19 protein-coding genes and 1 riboswitch are annotated in these 24,907 nt (G+C 69.6%); of the genes, 12 read left to right on the top strand and 7 right to left on the bottom strand.

Going from position 1 to position 24,907, the window contains the following annotated elements; all coding sequences use genetic code 11:
• Window positions 1-84 precede the first annotated feature (84 nt).
• Both HR086_RS13545 and HR086_RS13540 read left to right on the top strand, forming a co-directional pair.
• A complete protein-coding gene (locus HR086_RS13545; RefSeq protein WP_174465834.1) occupies window positions 85-1,545 on the top strand; it encodes an ATP-binding protein in 1,461 nt (486 codons plus the stop codon).
• Window positions 1,542-2,966 carry a sigma-54 dependent transcriptional regulator gene (locus HR086_RS13540; RefSeq protein WP_174465833.1) on the top strand — a complete coding sequence of 475 codons (1,425 nt, stop codon included), beginning with the start codon at window positions 1,542-1,544 and terminating at the stop codon, window positions 2,964-2,966. Before HR086_RS13545 ends, HR086_RS13540 begins: the two co-directional genes overlap by 4 nt.
• A gap of 90 nt (window positions 2,967-3,056) precedes the next feature.
• On the opposite strand, the gene HR086_RS13535 is transcribed toward HR086_RS13540, so the two are convergent.
• The 7 genes from HR086_RS13535 to thrA all read right to left on the bottom strand — a co-directional run bounded on the left by HR086_RS13535 (window position 3,057) and on the right by thrA (window position 11,585).
• Window positions 3,057-3,905 (bottom strand): MetQ/NlpA family ABC transporter substrate-binding protein, encoded by an 849-nt coding sequence (locus HR086_RS13535; RefSeq protein WP_174465832.1) that lies wholly within the window; start codon window positions 3,903-3,905, stop codon window positions 3,057-3,059.
• Between the two features lie 55 nt (window positions 3,906-3,960).
• Window positions 3,961-4,641 carry a methionine ABC transporter permease gene (locus tag HR086_RS13530; RefSeq protein ID WP_174454500.1) on the bottom strand — a complete coding sequence of 227 codons (681 nt, stop codon included), beginning with the start codon at window positions 4,639-4,641 and terminating at the stop codon, window positions 3,961-3,963.
• Window positions 4,631-5,632, bottom strand: a complete 1,002-nt coding sequence (locus tag HR086_RS13525; protein ID WP_174465831.1) for a methionine ABC transporter ATP-binding protein — start codon at window positions 5,630-5,632, stop codon at window positions 4,631-4,633. Before HR086_RS13525 ends, HR086_RS13530 begins: the two co-directional genes overlap by 11 nt.
• Complete coding sequence (gene cysK, locus HR086_RS13520; protein WP_163869456.1) at window positions 5,629-6,597, bottom strand: cysteine synthase A; 969 nt, start codon at window positions 6,595-6,597, stop codon at window positions 5,629-5,631. Before cysK ends, HR086_RS13525 begins: the two co-directional genes overlap by 4 nt.
• Window positions 6,598-6,855: 258 nt before the next feature.
• Window positions 6,856-8,013, bottom strand: a complete 1,158-nt coding sequence (locus HR086_RS13515; protein WP_141644704.1) for a PLP-dependent aspartate aminotransferase family protein — start codon at window positions 8,011-8,013, stop codon at window positions 6,856-6,858.
• Window positions 7,925-9,052, bottom strand: coding sequence for a PLP-dependent aspartate aminotransferase family protein (locus HR086_RS13510; RefSeq protein ID WP_174465830.1), 1,128 nt, complete (start codon window positions 9,050-9,052; stop codon window positions 7,925-7,927). Before HR086_RS13510 ends, HR086_RS13515 begins: the two co-directional genes overlap by 89 nt.
• A gap of 31 nt (window positions 9,053-9,083) precedes the next feature.
• Complete coding sequence (thrA, locus tag HR086_RS13505; RefSeq protein WP_174465829.1) at window positions 9,084-11,585, bottom strand: bifunctional aspartate kinase/homoserine dehydrogenase I; 2,502 nt, start codon at window positions 11,583-11,585, stop codon at window positions 9,084-9,086.
• 303 nt (window positions 11,586-11,888) lie between these two features.
• Window positions 11,889-12,009, bottom strand: a riboswitch (SAM-I-IV-variant riboswitch).
• Window positions 12,010-12,077: 68 nt separating this feature from the next.
• Between thrA and HR086_RS13500 the strand changes: the two genes are divergently transcribed.
• The 10 genes from HR086_RS13500 to HR086_RS13455 all read left to right on the top strand — a co-directional run.
• On the top strand, window positions 12,078-12,749 hold the full coding sequence (locus HR086_RS13500; RefSeq protein ID WP_174465828.1) for a TIGR02269 family lipoprotein: 672 nt from the start codon (window positions 12,078-12,080) through the stop codon (window positions 12,747-12,749).
• Window positions 12,746-13,468, top strand: coding sequence for a double-CXXCG motif protein (locus tag HR086_RS13495; protein ID WP_371817223.1), 723 nt, complete (start codon window positions 12,746-12,748; stop codon window positions 13,466-13,468). The genes HR086_RS13500 and HR086_RS13495 overlap by 4 nt, the downstream gene beginning before the upstream one ends.
• A gap of 146 nt (window positions 13,469-13,614) precedes the next feature.
• Window positions 13,615-14,859, top strand: coding sequence for a TolC family protein (locus HR086_RS13490; protein ID WP_174465827.1), 1,245 nt, complete (start codon window positions 13,615-13,617; stop codon window positions 14,857-14,859).
• Between the two features lie 83 nt (window positions 14,860-14,942).
• Window positions 14,943-15,494, top strand: a complete 552-nt coding sequence (locus HR086_RS13485; RefSeq protein ID WP_174465826.1) for a hypothetical protein — start codon at window positions 14,943-14,945, stop codon at window positions 15,492-15,494.
• A complete protein-coding gene (locus HR086_RS13480) occupies window positions 15,491-16,678 on the top strand; it encodes an efflux RND transporter periplasmic adaptor subunit (protein ID WP_174465825.1) in 1,188 nt (395 codons plus the stop codon). The genes HR086_RS13485 and HR086_RS13480 overlap by 4 nt, the downstream gene beginning before the upstream one ends.
• A complete protein-coding gene (locus HR086_RS13475) occupies window positions 16,678-19,851 on the top strand; it encodes an efflux RND transporter permease subunit (protein WP_174465824.1) in 3,174 nt (1,057 codons plus the stop codon). Before HR086_RS13480 ends, HR086_RS13475 begins: the two co-directional genes overlap by 1 nt.
• 47 nt (window positions 19,852-19,898) lie before the next feature.
• Entirely contained in the window at window positions 19,899-21,206 is a 1,308-nt protein-coding gene (locus HR086_RS13470; RefSeq protein ID WP_174465823.1) for a cupredoxin domain-containing protein, read from the top strand.
• A complete protein-coding gene (locus HR086_RS13465; RefSeq protein WP_141644712.1) occupies window positions 21,203-21,784 on the top strand; it encodes an RNA polymerase sigma factor in 582 nt (193 codons plus the stop codon). Before HR086_RS13470 ends, HR086_RS13465 begins: the two co-directional genes overlap by 4 nt.
• A 203-nt stretch (window positions 21,785-21,987) precedes the next feature.
• Window positions 21,988-22,971 carry a GIY-YIG nuclease family protein gene (locus tag HR086_RS13460; protein WP_174465822.1) on the top strand — a complete coding sequence of 328 codons (984 nt, stop codon included), beginning with the start codon at window positions 21,988-21,990 and terminating at the stop codon, window positions 22,969-22,971.
• A 147-nt stretch (window positions 22,972-23,118) separates the two neighbouring features.
• A partial coding sequence (locus HR086_RS13455; RefSeq protein WP_174465821.1) for a heavy metal translocating P-type ATPase occupies window positions 23,119-24,907 on the top strand: 1,789 nt, incomplete at its 3' end.

Genomic DNA, 24,907 nt, shown 5'->3' with positions numbered 1-24,907 from the left:
AACCTGGTTGATGGGGCGAGTGAGACTGTGCACGCGCCGACATCGCTCACCCACATAGCCCCGCACTCCCTTATATAGAGCGCGATGCTTCCCACCTCCGGCTCCACGACTCGCAAGCTGCTGCTCGCCTTCGGTGCTCTGGTGGCGCTGTTCACCGCCGCATCGGGCTTCGCGCTTGCTCGGCTGGCGGACATCCACGACGCCTCGCACGAGCTGCGTGAGGCCGGCGGCCGGGTCCGCGAGGCACTCGAGCTGGCCACCGCCGTACGAGACCAGTACGCGCATCTGGCCCACACCATCATCCTCGGCAACGCCAGCCACGTTCACTTCCACGAGGAGTCGCGAGCACGCGTCGAGACGCTCACCCGCCGGCTCCGAGAGCAGGCTCAGGACGCCGAGGAGCGCGCCTGGGTGGCGGACATCCAGGAGAACGGTGACGCGCTGGACCGGCTGTATCGCGAGACACTCCTGCCCGCCGTGCTGGCGAAGGACCACGCCGCCGTCACCACCGCCCACGGCCGCGCCCTGGAGCGCGTCTCCCTCATCCAGGCCCGCGCCGAGGCCCTGGCGCGCCGCTTCGACACTTCCATCGGCTCGTTCGAGGAACACGTCGCCGCCGTCGAGCACACCAGCTTCCGCTGGGCCCTGCTCTTCCTCGGCGGCGCGACGCTGTTCGCCGTGGGCGTGGGCATCTACATCGGCAACTCCGTGGCCCGCCCCGTGGCTCGACTGTCCGAGGGCGCCGCTCGACTCGCCCAGGGCGACCTGGACACGCGCATCCCCGAGGACGACCCGGGAGAGCTCGGCCGACTCGCCGCGCAGTTCAACCGGATGACCGATGCCCTGCGCACGCACCAGGCCCAGCTCGTTCAACACGAGAAGCTCGCCAGCGTCGGCCGACTCGCGGCGGGCGTCGCCCACGAAATCAACAACCCGCTCGGCGTCATCCTCGGCTATGTGCGCATCCTCCAACGCAAGGCGGAGGGCGCCCTGGCGGAAGACCTGAAAGTGGTGGAGGAGGAGGCCGTGCGCTGCCAGCAGATCGTCGAAGGGCTCCTCGACCTCTCCCGCCCGGGCCAGGGCCCGGTGGAAATAGTCCCCCTGCGCGAGACGTGTGAGGACGTGGTGGCGAGGCTGCGCGAAGCAGAGAGACTCGGACAAGTGGACGTGCGCGTGGAGGGCTCGGCGAGCGCGTGGGCCCAGCCGTCGCGGCTGCGCCAGATTCTCCTCAACCTGGTGAAGAACGCCGCGGAGGCCGCAGGAACCGGTGGCACCGTCGAGGTGCGAATCGCATCCGCGAAGGACGGCGGCGCGAGCGTCTCCGTCTCCGACTCCGGCCCCGGTGTGAAGCCCGAGGACCGCCGCCGCCTCTTCGAGCCCTTCTTCACCACCAAGTCCACGGGCACGGGCCTGGGGCTCGCCGTGAGTCAGGCCATCGCGGAGGCACACGGCGGACGCATCGAGGCGGACACGGGCCCGCTGGGAGGCGCGCGCTTCACGCTGCGACTGCCCCCCGCGTCGGCGGAGCGGGAGGCCATGGCATGAGCACTCCAACCCAACCCGGCGTACTGGTGGTCGACGACAAGGAGAACATGCGCAAGCTGTTCTCCCGCATCCTCGGAGACGCCTACGCCGTGACGGAGGCCGCCGATGGCGAGCAGGCCATGTCGCTGCTGGCCTCGCGCGACTTCGACGTGGTGGTGACGGACATCCAGATGCCCGGAGCGGACGGCTTCGCGGTGCTGCGCGAAGTGAAGCGCCGCGCTCCCGACACGGAGGTGATTCTCGTCACCGCGTTCGCCAGCATCCCCAAGGCCGTCGAGGCCATCAAGGAAGGCGCCTACGACTACCTCTCCAAGCCGTTCGACCCCGACGAGGTCGCGCTCGTCGTGGCACGTGCGCTGGAGAAGCGTCGCCAGGGCCGGGAGGCCGCGGGACTGAAAGCCCGGCTCGCGTCGGCCCCCGAACTCCACGGGCTGCTGGGCGGAAGCGCCGCGATGCACGCTCTGCACGGCCTGCTCTCCCAGGTCGCGGCGAGAGACCTCACCGTCCTGCTCACAGGCGAGACAGGCACGGGCAAGGAGCTGGCCGCGAGGGCTGTCCACAAGGAGAGCCCACGCGCCGCGAAGCCCTTCGTGGCGGTGAACTGTGGCGCGCTCCCCGCGGAGCTGGTGGAGAGCGAGCTGTTCGGTCACGCGAAGGGCGCCTTCACGGGCGCCACGGTGGCGAAGCCCGGACTCTTCGAGGAGGCCCACGGCGGCACGCTCTTCCTCGACGAGATTGGAGATCTGCCGCTGCCCGTGCAGGTGAAGCTCAACCGGGCCCTGCAGGAGAAGGAAGTCCGGCGCGTGGGCACCACCGTGCCGGTGAAGGTGGACGTCCGCGTGGTGGCCGCCACGCACCGTGACTTGTCCGCCGAGGTGGCCGCCGGTCGCTTCCGCGAGGACCTCTACTACCGCCTCAACGTGGTGACGGTGCGACTGCCAGCACTGCGAGAGCGACGTGAGGACGTCCCGCTGCTCGCGATGCATTTCCTGTCCGGCCCGGGACGGTCTGAAGTGGAGAGCTTCACCGCCGAGGCCCTGCGCGCACTCGCGTCCTACGACTGGCCGGGCAACGTGCGACAGCTCGAGAACGCCGTGGCGCGAGCCGTGGCCGTGGCCCGAGGTACACGCATCACCCCAGAGGACCTCCCTCCCGAGGTGGCCACGTCACGCGGTGTCACCTCGGGCGCCACGGCTCCGGGAGTGAGGGCCACCGCTGAATCCCTGGCGAAGCTGCCCTACCGCGAAGCAGTGGACGGCGCCCGCGACACGGTGTCCCGCGAGTACCTCACCGCGTTGATGCAGGAGTTCAGCGGCAACGTCACCCACGCCGCCGAACGTGCCGGCATGGAGCGCGAGAGCCTCCACCGGTTGCTCAAGCGCTACGGAGTGCGCTCGGAGGACTTCAAGCGCTCCGAGTGACGCGCGTCTCAGAACGCCAGCACCATCAGGCCGCCGAGGGATGCGGCACCGCTCTCCGCCTGGATCGCCCTGCGCAGCGAACCGCGCGACTCAGAACGCCGGCACCACCGCGCCGCCGTACTGGGACTCGATGAAGCGGCGCACCTCTCCGGACTGGAGCGCCTTGAGCAGCACCCGGACCTCGGGGCGGGACTCGTCGCCCTTCCGGACGACGAGCACATTCGCGTACGGATTGCGCGTGGAGGACTCGCGAGCCAGCACCTTCGCGTCCAGCTTCAGGTGCTTCTGCGCCTCCAGGAAGTAGTTGCCGTTGATGACGGCGGCGGCCACGTCCTCCAGCGTGCGCGGTTGCTGCTCGGCGTCGATCTCCCGCAGCTCCAACTTGCGAGGATTGCCCACCACGTCTTGCACCGTGGCGACGGCGCCCGCGCCCTCCTTCAGCCGCAACAGGCCCTGGTCCGCGAGCAGATGCAGCGCGCGAGACGCGTTGCTCGGGTCGGACGGAATCGTCACCTGCGCGCCCTCGGGCAGCTCCGCGAGCTGACGGAACTTCGTCGAGTACAGCGCCAGCGGCTCCAGGTGCACCGCGCCCGCGCTGCGCAGGGCGAGCTGACGGTCCGCGGAGAAGCGCTCCAGATACGGCACGTGCTGGAAGTAGTTGGCGTCGAGCTGTCCATCCGCCAGGGCCACGTTGGGCTGCACGTAGTCGGTGAACTCCACCACCTCGATGCGCACGCCGTCACGCAGGGCCACGGGTACCGCAGCGCGAAGAATCTCGCCATGCGGCACCGGGTTGACGCCGATTCTCAGCGTGGGCACTCCGGGCGCCTCGCCGATGGCGGGAGCCTCCGACTTCTTGCAGCCCGTTCCCACGAGCAGCGCAATGGAGACGGCGGCGAAGGCCAGGGGGATGATGAAAAATGATGCAGGTGGCTTCATGGGGTGTGGATTCCGGAGGAGAGGCCGCGGGCAACAGCGTGACCGGGGGGATATTTCAGTCGTGCGCGCGGCGGGAGTGGGGCGAGGTGTGGTCGAAGCGCGAAGCCACGCCATCCCCAAGCCACTGCACGAGCTGCACCAGCGCCAGCAACACGGCGAGGCAGCCCAGCATGACGTCGGTCCGGAAGCGCATGTACCCGTACTTCACCGCGAGGTCTCCCAGCCCACCTCCGCCCACGGCTCCCGCCATGGCGCTGTAGCCGAGCAGGCTGATAACCACGAGCGCGGTACCGCGCACGAGAGATGGCAGGGCCTCGGGAATCAGGACGCGGAAGATGACGCGCCGGTGGGTGGAGCCCATGGCGATGGCGGCCTCCACCAAGCCGGAGTCCACCTCGCGCAGCCCCTGCTCCACCACGCGCCCCATGAAGGGAATCGCCGCGACGACCAGCGGAACGATGGCGGCGGTGGTGCCAATCGTGGTGCCCACCAGCAGGCGAGTCAGGGGGACGATGGCCACCATCAAGATGATGAAGGGCACCGAGCGCCCCACGTTGACGAGCGTGCCCAGCACGCGGTGCAGCGCCGGGCGCTCCCACAGTCCGCCCCGGTCCGTCAGCACCAGCAGCACTCCCAGGGGCAGCCCCGCGAGCACCACCAACACCGTGGCCACCGACGTCATGTAGAGCGTCTCCAGCGTGGCCACCCACAGCGAATGCGTCAGCTCACCAGGCATGGGCCGCCTCCTCCGACGTCAAACCCTGCTCGCGCAGGAACGCCAGGGCCTGGCTCACCGCGTCCGGAGCACCCGTGAGCTCGAAGAGCAGCCGCCCCACGCGCGCCTCGCCCACGCGCTCCAGCGAGCCCTCCAGCAGATGCGCGTCCACGTCGAAGCGACGCGCCAGGGTGGAGAGGATGGGACGCGTGGAGTGCTCGCCCGACAGTGACAGCTCCACGCGCTGACCGCCCCGAAGGACGGCGCTCTCGCCCGTCGTGAAGGGTGGGTAGCACAGCCCATGCAGATGCGAGCCCGGACGGGAGAGCAGCTCCACCACCTTGCCCTGCTCCACGAGCCGTCCCTGCTCCAGCACGGCCACCGAGTCGCAGATGGCCTTCACCACCTCCATCTGATGCGTGATGAGCAGGATGGTGAGGCCAAGCTGTCGGTTCAAATCCCGGAGCAACGCCAGCACCGAGCGCGTCGTCTCCGGGTCCAACGACGACGTCGCCTCGTCGGACAGCAAGATGCGAGGTCGCGGCGCCAGGGCGCGGGCAATGCCCACCCGCTGCTTCTGCCCACCCGACAACCGCGCCGGGTAGGTGTCCGCCTTGTCCGACAGGCCCACCAGCGAGAGCAGCTCCGCGACGCGCGCGCGAATCTGCTCGCGCGGCAGCCCCGCCACCTCCAGCGGATACGCGACGTTGGCCGCCACCGTCTGCGAGGAGAACAGGTTGAAGTGCTGGAAGATCATCCCGATGCCCTGCCGCGCCAGGCGCAGCTCATCGGGACTCAGCGACAGCAACTCCTTCCCATTCACCCGCACGCGGCCCTGGGTGGGACGCTCCAGGAGGTTGACGCAGCGGATGAGCGTGGACTTGCCGGCGCCGCTCTGCCCGAGCACGCCGAACACTTCTCCTGGGTCCACCCGCAGCGACACGTCCTGGAGCGCCGACACCTCGCGCCCGCCCTGCCTGTACACCTTGCTGATACCGCGCAGCTCAATCATCCACCGACTCCCTGCGGTGTGTTCGCCAGCTCTTCGGCGAACGCCGCGAACGAACTCCAGTACCGCTCACCGGTATCGGGCAGCACGGTGAGCACCGTCTTGCCGGGACCCAGTCGCCGCGCCACCTGCCGGGCCGCGTGCAGCGCCGCGCCACTGGAGATGCCCACGAGCAGACCCTCCCGGCTCGCCAGCTCCCGCGCGGCGAGGTACGCGTCGACATCCGCGACGTCGATGACCTCGTCATAGACGGAGCGGTCCAGCACCTCCGGCACGAAGTTGGCGCCAATGCCCTGGATGCGATGCGGCCCCGCCTTGCCCTGGGTGAGCAGGGGCGAGCGCAGCGGCTCCACGGCGATGACCTGCAGGGACGGGTTCTCCTTCTTGAGCACGCTGCCCGCGCCCGTAATCGTGCCGCCCGTGCCGATGCCCGCCACGAAGGCGTCGAGCTTGCGCACGTCCAGGTCTCCGAGAATCTCCTTCGCCGTGGTGCGCCGGTGAATCTCCGGGTTGGACGGGTTGCGGAACTGCTGCGGCATGAAGCCCTTGTCGCCCAGCTCCTTGATGAGCTCGTCGGCCGCCTCGACGGCGCCGTTCATTCCCTTGGCCGCGGGCGTCAGCACCAGCTCCGCGCCATAGGCCTCCAGGATGCGGCGGCGCTCCACGCTCATGCTCTCAGGCATGGTGAGGATGATGCGGTAGCCCTTCACCGCGGCGACCATGGCCAGGGCCACGCCGGTGTTGCCGCTGGTGGGCTCGACAATCGTCATGCCCGGACGCAGGCGGCCCTTGTTCTCCGCGTCCTCAATCATCGCCAGACCGATGCGGTCCTTCACGCTGCCACCGGGATTGAAGGACTCGACTTTCGCCAGCAGCGTGGCCGCGTCAGGGCCTCCGACGCGCGACAGGCGGATGATGGGCGTGCGGCCAATGAGCTGCGTCACGTCGGGGTAGATGTTGTTGGGCATCCGCGTCTCGGGGTTGGGGCCGGGACTTCGATGCAGCGCCCCGGCGTGTGGGGAAAATGGAACGGCCCGTCTCCAGGTTTCTGGGAGGACGGGCCGGACACGCCTGCGCGCGAAAGACGCTCAGTACGCTCGAACGGACGGACCCGTCGTGACGCGGCAACACATGCCGCGACAACAGGACCCGAACGGAGCGACGAAGCAGAGCATCGGCTTCAGGACGTAACCAATCCGCCGGAGACTGTCAACCCGACCTCCCTTTCACGCGGCCTCCTTCAAGGCCCGGCCCAGCGCGAGCGCGAGGTCCGCTTGCAGGTCCTCCAGGTCCTCCAGACCCACGGAGAAGCGGATGAGGCTGTCGGTGATTCCCCGTCGCTCGCGCTCGGCGGCGGGCACGGAGGCATGCGAGTGCCTCGCCGGCACGGTGATGATGCTCTCCACCGCGCCCAGCGACACGCCGAGCAGCGGCAGCCGCAGCGAGTCCACGAACGTCGCCGCCATCGAGTCGTGGGCGAGTCGGAAGGACACCACCGCGCCGGTGCCTGGATAGAAGACCTCTCGAATCTCCGGCCTGCCTCCGAGCCAGCGAGCGAGCGCCCCGGCCGTGCGCACCTGCCGCTCCATGCGGACCTGCAGCGTCTTGATGCCGCGCTGGAGCAGGAAGCAGTCCTGCGGCCCGAGCACCGCGCCCACCGCGTTCTGGAGGAAGTAGACCTCCTTCGCCAGCTCCGGCGTCCGCACCGCCACGGTGCCCGCGATGATGTCGCTGTGTCCGCCCAGGTACTTGGTGGCGGAGTGGATGACGATGTCCGCGCCCTCGGTGAGCGGACGCGAGAGGTAGGGGGACAGGAAGGTGTTGTCCACGATGAGCAGCGCGCCATATGTCCGCGCGAGGATGGACATGGCGGTGACGTCGGTGCGGCGCAGGAAGGGATTGCTCACCGTCTCGACGAGGAGCCCCTTGGTGTTGGGGCGGAACGCGGCGCGCACCGCGTCCGTGTCCGAGGTGTCCACGAAGGTGGCCTTGAGCCCGAAGCGGCTGAACACCCGGGTGAGCACGCGGTACGTGCCGCCGTAACAGTCGTCGGTGACGACCAGGTGGTCCCCCGCGCTGAAGAGCATCAGCACCGTGGACAGCGCGGCCATGCCGGAGCCGAAGGCGAAGGCCCCGGCGCCCTCGTCCAGGCTCGCGAGCACGCCCTCCAGCGCCTTGCGCGTGGGGTTGCCGGAGCGCGCGTAGTCGAACTCGCCGGAGTGCTCCAGACCCGGCTGGTCGAACATGGAGACCTGGTAGATGGGCACCGCGGCGGCGCCCGTCACCGGGTCGACTTCATGACCCGTGTGCAGCAGTCGCGTGGCGAAGTTCGACGGGCTGGGAGCGCCCTTCGAGCGCCTGGGCCAAATCGGAGATGATGTCATGGCAGTCCTCGATACCCACGGAGAGGCGAAGCAGTCGGTCGGTGATGCCAAGCTGTTCCCTGCGCGCGACGGGGATGTCGGCGTGGGTCTGCGTGGCGGGGAAGGTGATGAGCGTCTCGACGCCGCCCAGGGACTCGGCGAAGAGGCAGATGCGCACGGCGGCGAGCACCTGGGGCACCAGGGCCGCGTCGGTGACGTCGAAGGAGAGCATCCCGCCCGTGCCGGGGTAGTAGACGCGCTCGACCTGGGGGTGGCTCGACAGGAAGGCGGCCACCTCGCGAGCGTTGGACTGGTGGCGCTCCATGCGCAGCGCGAGCGTCTTGAGCCCGCGAATCACGAGGTAGGAGTCCTGCGGCCCGAGGATGGCGCCGATGCCGTTCTGGACGAAGGCGAGCCGTTCGCCCACCGCCGCGTCCTTCACCACGAGCGCTCCGGCGACGACGTCGTTGTGTCCGGCCAGATACTTCGTCGCGCTGTGGACGACGATGTCCGCGCCCAGCTCCAGCGGGCGCTGGAGGAACGGTGTGTTGAAGGTGTTGTCCACGATGAGGAGCGCGCCCGCCTTCCGGGCGATGTCCGCGAGCGCGGACAGGTCCGCCGTCTTCATCAGCGGGTTGGTGGGCGACTCCACCAGCAGGGCCTTGGTGTTGGGACGCAGCGCCGCGCGCACCGCGTCCAGCCGCGTGGTGTCCACGAAGGTGTGGGGGATGTGGAGCAGCTTGTCCACCAGCCGGAACGTTCCGCCGTAGAGGTCCTCGGTGAGGACCAGGTGGTCCTCGGGGCCGAGGAGCTGGAGCGCGCAGTGCAGCGCGGCCATGCCGGAGGAGAAGGCGAGGCCCCGGTTGCCGCCTTCGAGGCCCGCGAGCGCGTCTTCGAGCGCGGCGCGGGTGGGGTTCTTCGTGCGCGAGTAGTCGTACCCGGTGGACTGCCCGAGCGCGGGGTGTTGGTAGGTGGCGGAATGGTAGATGGGCACCGCGACCGCGCCGGTGGTCGGGTCTCTGCGCGTGCCGGCGTGGACGAGGGCTGTGGCGAGTTTCATGAGGTGGCTCCTGTTTCCGGGTGGACGAGGCTCAGCGGCCTCGAAGCGTCTGGGAGACGCGGAGAATATCCGCGAGCACACCCGACGCCGTGACAGCGCCCCCTGCGCCCGCGCCGCGCACGGTGAGGGGGAACTCGCTGTGTCGCGTGGTGGTGAAGGAGACGAAGGACTCGGAGCCGCGCAGGTCCGCGGCGGGCTGGCCCGCTTCGACGGCGGTGAGTCCCACGCGGATGACGGGCGCGTCGGTGCCCAGCCGCGTCGGGTCGATGCGCGCCAGGTAGCGCAGCACCGTGCCGGACTGTCGGCAGCGCTCCACCTTCTGTGTGTACTCCGCGTCGAGTGCGCGGAGGCTTCGCAGATAGGACTCGGGGGAATCGCCCGCGTCCGAGGGCTCCGGGACGAAGGGCTCCAGGGCGACGTCGGAGAGTGACAGCGACAGGCCCAGCTCCCTGGCGAGGATGAGCGCCTTGCGTGCCACGTCCGCGCCGGACAGGTCCTCGCGCGGGTCCGACTCGGTGAAGCCGCGCTCGCGGGCCGTGCGGACGGCCGTGGACAGAGGGACGCCGGCAGTCAGCTCGTTGCAGATGAAGCCCACGCTGCCGGAGAGGGACGCGGTGATGAGGCGCACGGTGTCGCCGGTGCGCACCAGGTTGGCGAGCGTGTCGATGACGGGGAGGCTGGAGGCCACCGTCGTCTCGTAGTGGTACGCGACGTGGTGACGGCGCGCCTCGGCGAGCAGGGCCTCGCGCTCGTTCCAGGGCAGGGCGAGCGGTTTCTTGTTGGCGGCCACGACGTGGATGCTCCGACGGAACGCCTCCGTGTAGAGCGAGGCCACGTCGCCGTCCGCCGTGCAGTCGACGAGGATGGGCACGGGCAGCCGGCGCAGCTCGTCCAGCAGCGGCGCCAGTGCGCGCGTGCCAGGCTCACCTCGGACGACGCGAGCGAGCTGCTCCTCGATTCCGTCCAGGGCGAGGCCGGCCGGGTCGAACAGGGTGTGTCGGCTGTCGGCGATTCCGACGACGCGCAGCGCGATGCCGTGCCGCTGGCGGAGCTGGTCCTGCTGGGCGCGAAGCTGCGCGAGGAGCTGACCTCCCACGGTGCCCTTGCCGAGCAGGAAGAGGCTGACCTGTTGATGGGCGAGGTTGAAGGCGGCGTGGGTCGTACGCACCGCGATGGCGGTGTCCTCCGCGTCCACCACGCAGGAGATGGAGCGCGAGCTGGCGCCTTGTGCGCTGGCTCGCACGCCGACGCCCACCGCGCCCAGGGCGCTGAAGAAGCGGCCGGCCACATTGACACCGTGGCCCATCGCCTCGGCCACCAGGGTGACGAGCGTCACCGGCTCGCGGACGCCGAGCGGCTCCACCTCACGGCGCGCCAGCTCCTGCGCGAGCTCTGCTTCCAGGGCGTTGCGGGCGCGCTGCGCATCGGGTCGGGGGACGACGAGGGCGATGGACTGGCCGTTGGCGGACTGGGCGGTCATCCACACCGTGACGCGGGCGGCGCGCAGCGCGGAGAGGGCGCGCTCGCCGAGCTGGAACTGGTCGGAGAGCTTGCGCACCTCGATTCCCAGCAGGGCCAGGTCCTCGCGCGTGGCGATGCACGTGGGGCGCTGCCCGTCGCGCGAGCCGATGGCGTCGATGAGCGTGCCCGGGTGGTCCGGGTGCATGGTGTTGCGGATGCGCAGGGAGATGCCGGCCTCGATGAGGGGAATCATCGTGCGCGGGTGCAGCATGCGGACGCCGACGGCGGCCAGCTCCAGGCCCTCGCCATGGGTGAGGTGCGCCACGGGGTACGCGTCGCTGACGAGGTCCGGGTCGGCGGTGTGCAGCCCGAGCACGTCGGTCCACACGGTGACTTCAGAGGCTCCCAGCCCCTGCGCCACCAGGGCCGCCGTGTAGTCGGAGCCGTTGCGGCCCAGGGTGGTGGTGCGTCCGTCCAGCGTCGCGGCGATGAAGCCGGGGATGACGGGGACGGTGGTGCCCCACTCAGCGGTGGCGAATTGGAGTCGCTCGCGGGTCCGCGTCACATCCACGCGCGCGGTGCCAAAGGTGTCGTCCGTCACGAGCAGCAGGCGGGCGTCGCGAAAGTGAGCCTCGGTACCCGCGGCCCTGAGCAGCTCGGCGAGGAGGGTGGCGGAGATGATCTCACCGAAGGAGAGGACCTTGTCCTTGGAAGGCGGGGAGCATTCGCGGGTGAGGGAGATGCCCTGGAGGAGTTGCTGGAGTGGGGCGAGGAGCTGGTCGACGCGCGCGGCGAGTGTGGTGGACTGCGCGGGGTGGAGCGCGGCGGCGTTCGTCTTGGCGAGGTGGGCGATGCGGGCCACCACGGTGAGCGAGCCCTCCAGCTCGCCGCGGGTGGCGAGGTCGGCGGCCTCCAGGAGCCAGTCGGTGGTGTCGCCCATCGCGGAGACGACGACGGCGAGCGGGCCCGTGCGGGAGTGTTTGCCAATCAGCTCGATGACCTGGCGCAGCCGGCGGGGTGAGCCCACGGAGGAGCCGCCGAACTTCATCACCCGAAAGGAGTTGCTGCTCATCTGCGAACCTCGAACGAGGGCCGTGGCCCTGAAGACATGAGAGGGCGCGAGGCCGCGCTGTCGACACACGTCGAGCGAGCGCGGCGCCTGGGCGCCGACGGACGAAGGAAGGAAAGGGAATGGGAGCGGAGTGGGAGCGCTAGCCGGCGTGTAGCGGCCCGCGCATTCGCGGGACGGTGACGTGGCGGGCGCGGCGCATTCGAGCGCTCTCGCGGCGGGGGCGCTGCGTGGCGCGAGGGGATGCGGCGGAGGTGGATGGAACCACGGAGGTCCTCTCTCACCGAAGCTGAGGAGTTGCCTCGCTTCGGACGCTTGGTTTGCCCGTGGAGCACCTGCTCCCTGAGCCGCATCGTTTGGACACCTTGGAGGTCCGTCTCCAGGTTGTCGGGCCACCGCCGAAGCGGTACCGCTCTTGATGCTGCACGCGAGATAAACGGGATGCGGGGCCTTGTCAATCCCTCACACCGCGACTGCGGCTAGGTTTCGCCAGATATGCCGCTCATTCGCGACTCATTGTGGTTGCTGGTTGCCGCGCACTTGCTGGCTTGCTCCACCGCGCAGCACGTTCCTGACCCTCATGAGGTGGGTGGGACGGAAGTGGAGTGTTCCGCTCCGAGTTTGGACCGGTGTGTCACGCTCCTGTGCCTGGGGGACATGTGCGGTTTCTATCGGTGTGAGGATGTGGCCAGCGACGTCGAACTCGCGCGCTTTCCTCCGTCACGTCCGCCAGCGGCGGCAGCGGCTCCCGGGATGGGGCCTCGACGGAACTGGGGCGGTGCCCAGCAACTCCCCAAGGGCGCCGTCATGGTCTTCCCGAATTGGAATGGTGCCCCCGAACGCGTCATCCCACCGTCCCATCAGCTCCCTCGGGGCCGGTTCGAGAAACACCACATATTCCCCCAGGCGGAAGATCTGGCGCGGTGGTTCGAGCGCCAGGGTCTCAAGATTCACGACTACACCATGCCCATTCCTCGAGACCTCCACAGAAGGATTCACGAAGGAGGACCCTCGGGAGGAGCTTGGAACAACGCCTGGCGGGAGTTCATCCGGAGCAACGACGATGCGCGGCCCGAGGAGATCTTCAAGCACGCAGGGGAGCTCATCTATCGATTCCAGCTCATGGGAGGTCCCATTCAGCCCTACCATTCCAGGCCGGGAGCGTGATGCGCGTCTTCGAACTCAGGTGGGACAAGTCACTCTGGCCTCGCTTTAACGGAGGCCTCAACGCCGCGCACAGGTGGGGGCTTCCTGGCGCGCACTGCACGATGTGTGGTGCGACCTGGAGTTCCTCGGGACACCAGTATCCGGCGGTCGACCTGTCCGGACTGCCAGACCAGGACGAGTTCTTGAAGGCCCGGCCCGAACCCTTCCCTGAGTTCGCACGTCTCCGAGAACGAGTGAGGCCGCTGGCACCGTCGACCGCGACGTTGCCTCCTGGAACGGCATTCGGCCCGCTGGTGGGGACTGCTTCCGGCAGGTTCGCAGCCTTCGCCTGGTTGGGCGACAGCTTGCTGCTGGTTCGTAGTGAAGTGCTGGAGCCGCTTCAAGCGGAGGGCGTGCGCGGACTCGTGGACTGCCGAACAGAGCTTCGCTTCCGTCAACAAGAACCCCTAGCGTTGCTGGAGCTTCAGATCGAACCACGCGGACGGCTGCACCCGGATTGTCTTCCTCCGGATTTGCCTCCGCCGTGTTCGACTTGCGGACGGGTCGGGCTCCGGCTGCCAGAGGAGCCCATCCTCGACGCCGCGACCTTGCCCCTGGACCGTGACCTCTTCAGGGTGGGCGACTTCGCCACGGTGATTGTGGGAACCGAGCGGTTCATGGAGGCGGTGCATCGGTTGGCCTTGGAAGGAATCTCCTTTCGCGAGCTGCCGACGCGCTGAGCAGGTCGCCCCACTGGGAGCGCTGGTCGCTCGGGCCCATCACAGTGTGATGGACATGGTCACACCTGGTGCGGCCTCACTTGTGCCCAACTTGTTGGAATCCTTGGCCTTCGGGTTGGGTACGCGACTTGCGTTGGGACGTGGACATGTTGCTCGTGCCCGCTGCCCTGTCGCTCGTGCTGGCTGCCTCGCCCCTGGAGGCGTGGCCGCTGGCGCGCGTGGCGTCGGAGGCCGTGGCTCGAAGTCCCGAGGTCGCGGCGGCACGCGCCGAGGAAGAAGGTGCCGAGGGAACTCGCGCGGCGGACGGCCGCTGGCTTCGAAACAATCCCTCCCTCGAGGTCGCGGTCGTCAGTGATGCCCTCACGGGCGCACAAGGTGAGCAGCGCACGGAAGTCGTGCTGAGCCAGATGCTGGAGGTCGCCGGACAGCGCGGCCTGAGACTGGACCGCGCGAGGTCTGCTCAAGAGGCGGCGCGTGCGCGGCGTCAGGCCGCGATGCTGAGTGCTTCGTCGGGCGCGGTGGATGCGGCGGTGGAGTTGGAGCGGCGCGAAGCTCGCTCCTCGCTGGCTCGCGAGGCGCTGGAGCTGACCCGGGAGATGGAGACCGCCACGGTGCGCCGCTTCGCCGCGGGTGACGTGTCGGAGCTGGAACGCAATGCCGCGACCTTGGAGCGAGCCCGCGCGGAGGCTCGGGTCGCACAGGCCCACGCGGAGGCGCAGGCGGCTCGCGTCGAGCTGAATCGGAGACTGGGACGTCCGGCGGACGCGCCGCTCACGGTCTCCCTCCTCGACTCGGCGACGGACGCCCTGCCGTCGGAACTGACGGGCGAACAGCCGACCCTGGTGGCCGCGCGCGCGGAGGTGACGGCGGCGGGCTCCGAGGTGGACCTGCTGCGCCGCGAGCGCATCCCCAATCCCACGCTGTCCCTGGGCTACGAGCGTGAGCGTCGGCCGGAAGCCCACGGTGCCTTCACGGACCTGCACACCGAACACCTGCTCATCGCCCGACTGTCGGTGCCGCTGCCGTTGTGGGACCGCAACCAGGGCGAACTGGCGCAGGCTCGGGCTCGACACAAGGTGCGTGAGTCGGAGCGCATCGCGCGAACGCGTGAGGTGGAGTCAGAGCAGGCCGTGGCACGCACGACGTTCGAGGCCGCGCGAGCCGCGCACACGGCCTTGATGTCGGTGCGTCCTTCGGTGGACCGAAATCTGGAATTGGTGCGCCGTGCCTACGAGGCGGGGCAACTGGGACTGGACGCGTTGTTGCTCGCCAGGGACAGGTCCTTCGCCGCCTCGGCGGACGCGGTGGATGCGGCGGCGGCGCTGGCACGTGCGCGCACGGCCTTGCTGCGCTCGGTGGGACGGATGCCTACGGGCGAGGTGCCGGAATGAGGACCGATGAACGGCTCGGGTTCGCGACCCAGATGCGGCGAGAAGCAGGGACGAGCCGCCCTGCTTCCGCACGAGGTGTCGCGATGAGGGCAGCGCGGTGGTGGGTGTTGATGGCCTGCATGTCGCTGCCAGCCCTGGCGCATGAGGGCGCGGCCCACGGAGACACCGCCACCGCGTCGGTGCCGGGTGAGGCCTGGCATGTCCTCTCCGCCACGGGAGAGGTGTTCGAGGTGGTGCTCAAGCACCCGGAGCATTCAGAGGCCGCGAAGACGCCTGTTCGCCTGTGGGTCGCGGACGTGGAGACGAACGCGCCGGTGAGCAGCGCCCATCTGGAACTCACCCTCACCGGGTCGACCGTGCAGACGCTGGCGCCGAAGCTGGAGTCCCCCGGCGTCTACGTGGCCGACGCGGAGCTTCTGCCCGGAGCGGAGCTGGCGGCGGTGGTCACCGTGACTCGTGGCAACGACCTGGACGTGCTGGCGCTGGGGACGGTGCATCTGTCCTCGGAACACGACGCCACCGATGCCGGCCCTGGCTTGCGCGGGCCCCTGGGCTGGAGTGCCACGGGTGGCATCGTCCTGTTGCTGGTGGCGGGTGCGTGGTGGATGAACCGACACAAGAAGGTGCGGTCATGAGCGGGTCTGCTGTCTCCCTCACTGCTCGTGGGATGCTGTCGCTCACGCTGCTCCTCACGAGTCCCCTCGTCCTGGCGCACGCAGGAGAGCAACACGGGAAGCCCGCGGCGGCGCAGCAGCCCATCGTCGCTGGCACCGCCTTCACCGTACCGAAGGAGACACAGTTCCTGCTCGAAGTCCGGACGCAGCGAGCGGCGGTGCGCTCCCTGGAGTCGCGCCTGGTGACCCCGGGGAAGGTGGTGCCGCGCACGGACCGCTTCGCACAGGTGTCCGCGCCCGTGTCGGGCCGGGTGCTCGCCGCGAATGGCACCGTGCCGCTCGTGGGTCAGCGCGTGAAGCGCGGTGAGGTGCTCGCGCTGGTGCAGCAGAGCCTGTCCACATCGGAGTCCACGGGGCTGTCGACCAGTCACTTCCAGGCCGAAGCGGAGGCCGTACGCGCGCAGGCGGCCCTGGAGCAGGCCCGTCGGGATTTGACGCGCCTGGAGTCCCTTCAGGGCGTGGTGGCGGAGAAGGAAGTCCAACAGGCGCGGCTCGCGGTGAACACGGCTGAACAGGAGTGGAGCCGAGCGAAGTCCGCGCGAGACGTGCTCGCGGGCGCACGACAGGGGCAGGGCACCGCGCGCTTCTCGCTCGTCTCGCCCATCGACGGAGTGCTGGTGGAGGCCCGTGCATCCGTGGGCGAGCAGGTGGACCCGTCCCGCGCCCTCTTCGCGGTGTTGGACTCTTCCGTCCTCTGGGTGGAGGCGCGGGTGTTCGAAGGAGACGTGGCGCGCGCGGAGGGCACCACGGGCGCGCTGGTGACCACGCCCGCCTACGCGGGCCAGCACTTCCCCGCGCGGCCCTACCACGTGGGGCAGATGGTGGACGAGTCGACGCGCAGCGTGCGCGTACTGTTCGAGGTCGACAACCGCGACGGTCGACTGCGGCCGGGCATGTTCGTGGATGTGGCCCTCGGAGAAGGGGGCCAGAAGGACGCGCTGGCGGTGCCGAAGGACGCGGTGGTGGAGGAGGAGGGGCGGACCTTCGTCTTCGTCCACACCGCGCCAGAGGCCTTCGAGCTGAGGCCCGTGGTGCTGGGTGGCAGTGACGGTGCGTGGCGCGCCGTACTCAAGGGCTTGCAGGCCGGTGAGCGGGTCGTGGTGACCGGGGTGGCGGCGTTGAGGTTGGCCAGGGGAGGGCGGTAGTGCTCGACCACGTCATCCTCTTCTCGCTTCGCCACCGCCTGTTCGTCGTGCTGGCGGCCGTGGCGGTGCTGCTCTATGGCGGCTGGGCCGTCACGCGTCTGCCCGTGGACGTGTTCCCGGACCTCAACCGTCCCACCGTGACGGTGATGACCGAAGCGGGCGGCCTGTCTCCCGAAGAGGTGGAGACCCTCATCACCACGCCCATCGAGACGGCGATGAACGGCGCGCCGGGAGTGCAGCGCGTGCGCTCGTCCTCGGGCGTGGGTCTGTCCATCGTCTACGTGGAGTTCGATTGGGGCACGGACATCTACCTGGACCGACAGCTCGTCTCCGAGCGGCTCCAGGTGGCGAGCGAGCGACTGCCGCGTGACGTGGCGCCCCACCTGACGCCCGTGTCCTCCATCATGGGAGAAATCCTCCTGCTCGGCGTGCAGAGCGAGGAAGGCCGCACGTCACCGCTGGAGCTGCGCTCCCTGGCGGACTGGGTGCTGCGTCAGCGGCTCCTCACCATTCCGGGCATCGCGCAGGTGACGGTGCTGGGCGGCGGGGTGAAGCAGTTCCAGGTGCGCGTGGCACCGGAGAAGTTGCTGTCATTCGGTCTCACCTTCGAGGACGTGGAGCGCGCGGCGGGACTCTCGCAGGGCAACACCACGGGCGGCTTCGTGGACCAGGGTGGGCGTGAGTACCTGGTCCGCAACCTCGCGCGCAGCGCCTCCGTGGAGGACCTGCGCGGGACGGTGGTGGCGGTGCGCGAGGGCGTGCCCGTGCGACTCTCCCAGGTCGCGGAAGTGGACGTGGGGCCCGCGGTGAAGCGCGGTGACGGCGGAATGAATGGGCGGCCCGCGGTCATTCTCGCCGTGCAGAAGCAGCCCGGCGCGAGCACCCTGGCGCTCACGGAGCAGGTGGACGCGGCGGTGAAGGACCTCCGGCTCACGCTGCCCGACGACGTGCGGGTGGAGACACTCTTCCGACAGGCGGACTTCATCCAGGCCGCTGTCGGCAACGTGGTGGAGGCGCTGCGAGACGGCGCGCTCCTCGTCGTGGTCGTGCTGTTCCTCTTCCTCGTCAACCTGCGCACCACGGCGATAACGCTCACCGCGATTCCCCTGTCGTTCGTCATCACCGCGCTGGTGATGAACGCGTTTGGCCTGTCCATCAACACGCTGACGCTCGGCGGACTGGCCGTGGCCGTGGGCGAGCTGGTGGACGATGCCATCGTCGATGTGGAGAACGTCTATCGACGCCTGCGGGAGAACCGCGCGAAGGACACGCCGGAGCCCGCGCTCCGCGTCATCTACCGCGCCTCCGCCGAGGTGCGAGGCTCCATCGTCTTCGCCACCCTCATCGTGGTCCTGGTGTTCCTCCCGTTGTTCGCCCTGGGTGGCATCGAGGGACGACTCTTCGCGCCGCTCGGCGTGGCCTATGTGGTGTCCATCCTCGCCTCGCTGCTCGTGTCCCTCACCGTGACCCCGGCGATGTGCGCGTACCTGTTGCCGCGGGGCCGCTTGCTGGAGCATGGCGACGGAGCGCTGGTGCGGTGGTTGAAGGCGCGAGCGCGGCGAGTGCTCGACGTGGCCCTGGGCCACCCGAAGCCCGTGCTGGTGGGCGCGACGCTGCTGGTGCTCGCCGCCGTGGCGGTGGTGCCCTTCCTGGGCCGCTCCTTCCTTCCGCCGTTCAACGAGGGCACCGCGACGGTGAATGTGCTGGCGCCTCCGGGCACCTCGTTGGAGGAGTCCAACCGCTTCGGGTTGCTCGCCGAGCGGCTCATCGCCTCCGTGCCGGAAGTGAAGACGGTGGGGCGACGCACGGGCCGCGCCGAGCAGGACGAGCACGCGGAGGGCGTGCACTACTCGGAGCTGGATGTGGACTTCAAGGAAGGGGGCCGACCTCGCGACGTGGTGCTGGCCGACCTCCGCGAGCGACTGGCGGTGCTGCCCGGCCTCTCCGTGTCCGTGGGGCAGCCCATCTCCCACCGCCTGGACCATCTGCTGTCGGGCATCCGCGCGCAGGTGGCGGTGAAGCTCTTCGGCCAGGACCTGGATGCGCTGCGGAGCAAGGCGGAAGAGGTCCGCGCGGTCATGGCCCAGGTGCCCGGTGTCGTGGACCTCCAGGTGGAGCAGCAGACGTTGATTCCCCAGCTTCAGGTGCGCCTGAAGCGCGAGGAGTCGGCGCGGCTGGGAGTGCAGCCAGGGGCCATGGCGGAGCAGCTCGAGAAGGCGTTCAACGGCGTGGTGGTGGGGCAGGTACTGGAGGGACAGCGCACCTTCGACGTGCTGGTGCGGTACGAAGAACGCGCGCGCGTTGACGCGGAGGCTTTTCGCCGGGCGCTGGTCGACACGCCGTCCGGCGCGCGTGTGCCCGTGGCCGCGATTGCCGATGTGGTGGAGTCACGGGGCCCCAATGTCATCCACCATGACCACCTCCAGCGACGCGTGGTCATCATGGCCAACGTGGCCGGGCGTGATTTGGGCAGCGCGGTGGAAGAGGTCCGCGAGCGCGTGGCCGCGAGTGTGACGCTGCCGACCGGGACCTTCCTCTCCTACGAGGGGCAGTTCGAGAGCCAGCAGTCCGCCACGCGGCTCATCGCCTTGCTGTCGCTGCTGTCGCTCGCGGGCATGTTCCTGGTGCTGTACGCCCACTTCCGCTCGGTGCGACTGGTGGCGCAGGTGATGCTCAACATCCCGCTCGCGTTGGTGGGCAGCGTGACGGCGGTGGTGCTCACCGGCCAACCGCTGTCGGTGGCGACGCTGGTGGGCTTCGTCACCCTGTGCGGCATCGCCAGTCGGAACACCATCATGCTCATCTCGCACTACCTCCACCTCGTGGAGCAGGAGGGCGAGGTGTTCAGTCGCGAGCTGGTGCTGCGCGGCTCGCTGGAGCGACTGGTGCCGGTGTTGATGACGGCGCTCACGGCGGGACTGGCCCTGGTGCCGCTGGCGCTCGCCTCGGGGGCGCCGGGCAAGGAAATCCTGCACCCGGTGGCGACCGTCATCCTCGGCGGGCTCATCAGCTCCACGCTGCTGGACCTGCTCGTCACCCCGGCTGTGTTCTACCGCTTCGGGCGTCCGGCCCTGGAGCGTTACCTGGCGCGCAAGGCCGCGGCGCGCGCCGAAGATGACCTGACGCTCCCCGGGCCGAAGCCCGAGGGAGAGCGACTCGCGCGCGCGGGCTGATGACCGGGCCTCGCGTGGCATTGGATTGAGGAGACAGGGTGCGTTCGATGGGACAGAGAATCATCGCGGTGTTCGCGGCGGCGGGGCTGGTGGTCGGATGCAGCAAGAAAGACGCGCCCGCGCCCGAGCCCACGCCGACCGAGGTGGCCCACTCCGCGCGGCAGGCCCACGCCCACGCGGCGCCTCACGGTGGACAGGTGGAGTCCACGCCCCGAGGACACCTGGAGTTGGTGACCACGCGTGGCGGTGGCTATCGCGTGTACCTGTTGGACGACGCGCTGGCACTTCGTCCGGTGGCGGGTGCCACGGGCTCCGTGAAGGTGGCGAAGGGGGGCTATCCGAATATCGTGCTGACGCCTTCGGGAGACCACCTGTCGGGGCAAGGGCCGGAGCACGCCGATGACCACCTGGCCATGGTGGTGACGGTGGTGCGGGACGGGAAGCCGGAGGTGGCTCGCTTCGCCGCGCACCTGGAGGCGAATGGGCACGGCGGTGGAATCGTGGGGACGCTCCGCCTGGCTCCGTGCCCGACGCCACCCGCCGTGGGACTGAGCGCCGAGGCCTGCGCGAAGCAGGGCGGCGTGTACTCGCTGGAGAAGGAGGGGGGCGCCACGGCCCTCGTGCTCGCCTCTCCGGGACAGGACGTGAAGACCTTGCTGGGGGCTCGCGTGGGCCAGCGCGTCCACGTGAAGGGAACCGAGGCCGAGGGTCGCGTGGTGGCCGAGGCCGTGGCCCTGGAGCATGACCACACGCCGTTCCATGGCGGTGTCGTGGCCATGAGCGGAGACACGCATCTGGAAGTGGTGTCCCTGCGGTCCGGCGAGGTGCGGGTGTGGGTGACCGATGCCTTCCGCCAGCCGCTCCCCCTGGCGGGCCGCAAGGGCACGGTGGAGGTGGGCGGTGTGTCCGCGCCGCTCGTGCCCGAGGGGGGAGGGACCTTCCTGACGGGAACGCTCCCCGCGGCGGACGCCGAGCGCGAAGTGACGGTGCGCCTGCCCCTGCCCGAAGACCCCGAGTACTTCATCGGCTTCCTGCTGACGCCCATGGACGCGCCGAAGCCGTCCTCGAAGTCCCCGGAGGCGAAGGGCGACGCGGTGCAGGAGGTGACGATTACCGTGCAGGGTGGCTACCAGCCGAGCGAGGTCACGCTGAAGCAGGGCGTGCCCGCGCGGCTGCGCTTCGTGCGCAAGGACTCCGGTGGGTGCGGTGACGAGCTGCTCATCCCCGATTTCGGCATCCAGCGTCCCCTGCCTGGTTTGTCGGAGACCGTGGTGAGCTTCACGCCGGACAAGGTCGGCGCGTTCCCTTTCACCTGCGGCATGCAGATGATGAAGGGCATGCTGGTGGTTCAATGAGTGAGACCGGACATACGGGCGTCGAGGCGACACGGGAGGACGGCGACGCGGTGACGCGCGCGCTGGTGGAGAACCATCGCCAGTTCCTGGCCTTCGTGGAGCGCCGCGTGGGCAATCGCGCGACGGCCGAGGAAATCCTCCAGGCCGCCTTCGTGAAGTCACTGGAGAGAGGCGAGACGTTGCCGGAGCCCGAGGGCGCGGTGACGTGGTTCTACCGGCTCCTGCGCAACGCCCTGGTGGACCACCGCCGTCATCAGCAGGTGGAAGGGCGTGCCCTGGCGCGCGAGGCCCGCGAAGCCGAGGAGCCCTCCGAAGACCCCGAGCTGAAGCAGACCGTCTGTGCCTGTGTGGGAGCGCTCCTGCCCACCCTCAAGCCGGAGTACGCGGAGCTGGTGCGCAAGGTAGACCTGGAGGAGCGCGCCGTGCCCGACGTGGCGCGCGAGGCCGGCATCACTCCGAACAACGCGGGCGTGCGACTGCATCGGGCGAGGCAGGCCCTCAAGAAGCAACTGGAGCGGAGCTGCGGCTCCTGCGCGGCGCACGGCTGCCTGGACTGTTCGTGCAAGGCACGCTCCTGAGCAGGCGGTGGGCGGGGCGCTCGCGGCGCGAGAGAAAGCCCTTGCCGAAGTTCCGCCCCCGCCGTTAACTCTTCACAGAGGTGCCGAGGGGCGCCTTCCCGAAAAGACGACGTCACCCTCGTTTCTCCCGGCAGGCCCACAGTTTCCGATGAGTTCCTTCCACGGCCCGTGACACGGGTGGGGCCGCCAACGAGGGACTTTTCATGGGAACCGTCTCACCCGCCGCCGAGCTCCTCTCCCTCCACGAGTGCAAGGTCCGCGCTTCGCTCCTGCTCAAGGAGCTGGGCTCGACAGACCCGGCGCGAGCGACGCGGGCCGCCGAGCGACTGCGGGCGCTGCCTGTCTTCGCGGGACTGCCGCTGGGCGAGGTGCTCGCGCGTCGGGAGTCGGTGCAGCGCAAGCACGTGCTGGCCGTCATCGCTCGGGAGCAGGGGTACGCCACCTGGAGCGAGCTGAAGCACGCGCTGGAGGCTCGGGACGCGCCTCGGGTCGACTTCGAGCGGCTCCTGGAGCGCGTGGGCCCCCACTTCCTCAACCACTGGTTCGCCACGTACGAAGAGGCCGTCGCCTCGCTGCGTGTCTCGGGAGGTCATCTCTTCCCCTTCCGAGAGCAGTTCTTCATCTGCCAGTCCGCGGTGTTGACCGCGCTGGGCCTGGACCCTTCCGACGTCGACTGGAAGCTGGCGGGGCCCAACTGGCTGGAGCCGCTGGATGCGCAGGCGCATGCGCGACTGGAGCAACGCCTGCTGAAGCTGTGCGGCGATGACGCCGCCGAATCACTGTCCCCTCCTCACCCAAGGAAGTCCGCCATGTCGTCCACGGATTCGAGCCGAGCGCGACGCTCGGACCTGAAGCGCGAGTACAAGGAGAAGCCCCCGCCGATGGGCGTGTATGCGGTCCGCAATCGCGCCAACGGGAAGGTGCTGGTGGGATCGAGCCTCAATGCCCCCGGCATGCTCAACCGCATCCGCTTCGAGCTGACCAGCGGGATGCCTCGCATCCCCGCGCTCCTGGAGGACTGGAGGCGCGACGGCGCGGACAGCTTCTCCTTCGAGGTGCTCGACGTGCTGGAGCCTCCCAAGGAGCCGGGCGTGGACCTGAAGGCGGAGCTCCAGGTGCTGGAGAACCTCTGGCTGGAGCGCCTGAAGCCCTACGGGGACGCGGGCTACAACGAGCCGCCGAAGTGAGCCAGGGAGCGCTCGGCGGCCCCCTGGCCCGGCGCTGATTCGCCGTCGGTGGACACCTGGGCCACTCGGGGTGCGCATTCTTTCGAAAAGTCACCTGTAAGAGCTGGCCGGGTATCTCGTTGGCCTGGGTGAAAGGAGAGACGCACCATGAACCGCCACTCCCACCCGGGCTCGCATCATCACTCGCATCCGACGCCCCCTCTGCCTCCAGGCGAGGGGACTCACGTGGTCGACCCTGTCTGCGGGATGAAGGTGGACCCCCTGGCTCCCAAGGGCGGCAGCCTGGAGCACGAGGGGCACACCTTCTCCTTCTGCAATCCGAAGTGCCGGGAGCGTTTCCGCGCGGACCCGGCGCGTTTCCTCGCGCCTCCCGCCGAGAAGCAGGAGGAGCCGCCCGCCGCGCCGGGGACGATGTACGTGTGCCCGATGGACCCGGAGGTGCGTCAGGACCACCCGGGGGCCTGCCCGAAGTGCGGCATGGCGTTGGAGCCGGAGACGCTCTCCGTCCCGGAGACGCGCGTCGAATACGTGTGCCCCATGCACCCGGAGGTGGTGCGAGACGGGCCGGGGAGCTGCCCCATCTGCGGCATGGCGCTGGAGCCTCGCACCGTGCTGCCCGAGGACGTTCCGGACCCTGAGCTGAAGTCCATGTGGCTGCGCTTCCGTGTCGGCATGGGCCTCACGGTGCCGCTGCTGGTGCTGGCGATGTCGGACATGATTCCGGGACAGCCCGTGCAGCATGCGGTGCCGGCCTCGGTGCTGGCCTGGGCGCAGCTCGTGCTGGCCACGCCCGTGGTGCTGTGGGGCGGCTGGCCCTTCTTCCAGCGCGGCTGGACGTCGGTGCGCAACCGGCACCTCAACATGTTCACGCTCATCGCCCTGGGGACGGGCGCGGCGTATGCCTTCAGCGTCTTCGCCACGCTCTTCCCGCATGTGTTGCCGGAAGGGCTGCGCACGGGACATGGCGGCACGGCGCCCCTCTACTTCGAGGCCGCCGCCGTCATCATCACCCTGGTGGCCCTGGGGCAGGTGTTGGAGTTGCGGGCGCGCCACGCGACGTCGGGTGCGCTGCGCTCGCTCCTGAGCCTGGCGCCGCCGGTGGCTCGGCGGATGCGTGACGACGGGCATGAAGAAGACGTGCCGCTGGCGCATGTGCATCCAGGGGACCGGCTGCGGGTGCGGCCGGGCGAGAAGGTGCCCGTGGACGGTGAGGTGCTCGAGGGCGCCAGCGCGGTGGACGAGTCGATGGTGACGGGCGAGTCGCTCCCGGTGGAGAAGTCCTCGGGCGCGAAGGTGACGGGCGGCACGGTGAATGGGACGGGCTCGCTGGTGATGCGGGCCGAGCGGGTGGGGAAGGACACGCTGCTGTCGCGCATCGTCCAGCGGGTGAGCGAGGCTCAGCGCACCCGCGCGCCGATTCAGCGACTGGCCGACAAGGTGGCTGCGGTCTTCGTGCCGGTGGTCATCGTGGTGGCGGTGGTGACGGCGGTGGTGTGGGGTGTGTGGGGGCCGGAGCCTCGGCTGGCGCATGCGCTGGTCAACGCGGTGGCGGTGCTCATCATCGCGTGCCCGTGCGCGCTGGGTCTGGCCACGCCCATGTCCATCATGGTGGCCACGGGGCGGGGCGCGCAGGCGGGGGTGCTCATCCGTGACGCCGCCGCGCTGGAGCGTCTGGAGGCGGTGGACACGCTGGTGGTGGACAAGACGGGAACGCTCACCGAGGGCAAGCCGCGCCTCGTGTCCGTGATTCCCTCGGAGGGCTTCGACGAGGCGACGCTGTTGCGGTTGGCCGCCAGCCTGGAGCGTGGCAGCGAGCACCCGTTGGCGGAGGCGATTGTGTCCGGTGCGAAGGAGCGCGGCGCGGTGCTGACGGCGGTGGAGGACTTCCGCTCGGACACCGGCAAGGGCGTGGTGGGGCGGGTGGATGGCGTGGAGG

The organism is Myxococcus sp. CA039A, from assembly GCF_013336645.1.
Lineage (GTDB): Bacteria > Myxococcota > Myxococcia > Myxococcales > Myxococcaceae > Myxococcus > Myxococcus llanfairpwllgwyngyllgogerychwyrndrobwllllantysiliogogogochensis.
Note: the sequence above shows the minus strand (reverse complement) of the source record. Positions and strands in the feature narration are given on the sequence as shown.

Bases quoted from the DNA above. Each gene is read 5' to 3' on its own strand.
- HR086_RS13510 (WP_174465830.1), bottom strand. From the start codon at position 9,052: ATGAAACTCGCCACAGCCCTCGTCCACGCCGGCACGCGCAGAGACCCG.
- HR086_RS13535 (WP_174465832.1), bottom strand. From the start codon at position 3,905: ATGAAGCCACCTGCATCATTTTTCATCATCCCCCTGGCCTTCGCCGCC.
- cysK (WP_163869456.1), bottom strand. From the start codon at position 6,597: ATGCCCAACAACATCTACCCCGACGTGACGCAGCTCATTGGCCGCACG.
- HR086_RS13470 (WP_174465823.1), top strand. From the start codon at position 19,899: ATGGGACAGAGAATCATCGCGGTGTTCGCGGCGGCGGGGCTGGTGGTC.
- thrA (WP_174465829.1), bottom strand. From the start codon at position 11,585: ATGAGCAGCAACTCCTTTCGGGTGATGAAGTTCGGCGGCTCCTCCGTG.
- HR086_RS13525 (WP_174465831.1), bottom strand. From the start codon at position 5,632: ATGATTGAGCTGCGCGGTATCAGCAAGGTGTACAGGCAGGGCGGGCGC.
- HR086_RS13530 (WP_174454500.1), bottom strand. From the start codon at position 4,641: ATGCCTGGTGAGCTGACGCATTCGCTGTGGGTGGCCACGCTGGAGACG.
- HR086_RS13490 (WP_174465827.1), top strand. From the start codon at position 13,615: ATGTTGCTCGTGCCCGCTGCCCTGTCGCTCGTGCTGGCTGCCTCGCCC.
- HR086_RS13545 (WP_174465834.1), top strand. From the start codon at position 85: ATGCTTCCCACCTCCGGCTCCACGACTCGCAAGCTGCTGCTCGCCTTC.
- HR086_RS13480 (WP_174465825.1), top strand. From the start codon at position 15,491: ATGAGCGGGTCTGCTGTCTCCCTCACTGCTCGTGGGATGCTGTCGCTC.
- HR086_RS13515 (WP_141644704.1), bottom strand. From the start codon at position 8,013: ATGACATCATCTCCGATTTGGCCCAGGCGCTCGAAGGGCGCTCCCAGC.
- HR086_RS13460 (WP_174465822.1), top strand. From the start codon at position 21,988: ATGGGAACCGTCTCACCCGCCGCCGAGCTCCTCTCCCTCCACGAGTGC.
- HR086_RS13485 (WP_174465826.1), top strand. From the start codon at position 14,943: ATGAGGGCAGCGCGGTGGTGGGTGTTGATGGCCTGCATGTCGCTGCCA.
- HR086_RS13540 (WP_174465833.1), top strand. From the start codon at position 1,542: ATGAGCACTCCAACCCAACCCGGCGTACTGGTGGTCGACGACAAGGAG.
- HR086_RS13465 (WP_141644712.1), top strand. From the start codon at position 21,203: ATGAGTGAGACCGGACATACGGGCGTCGAGGCGACACGGGAGGACGGC.
- HR086_RS13500 (WP_174465828.1), top strand. From the start codon at position 12,078: ATGCCGCTCATTCGCGACTCATTGTGGTTGCTGGTTGCCGCGCACTTG.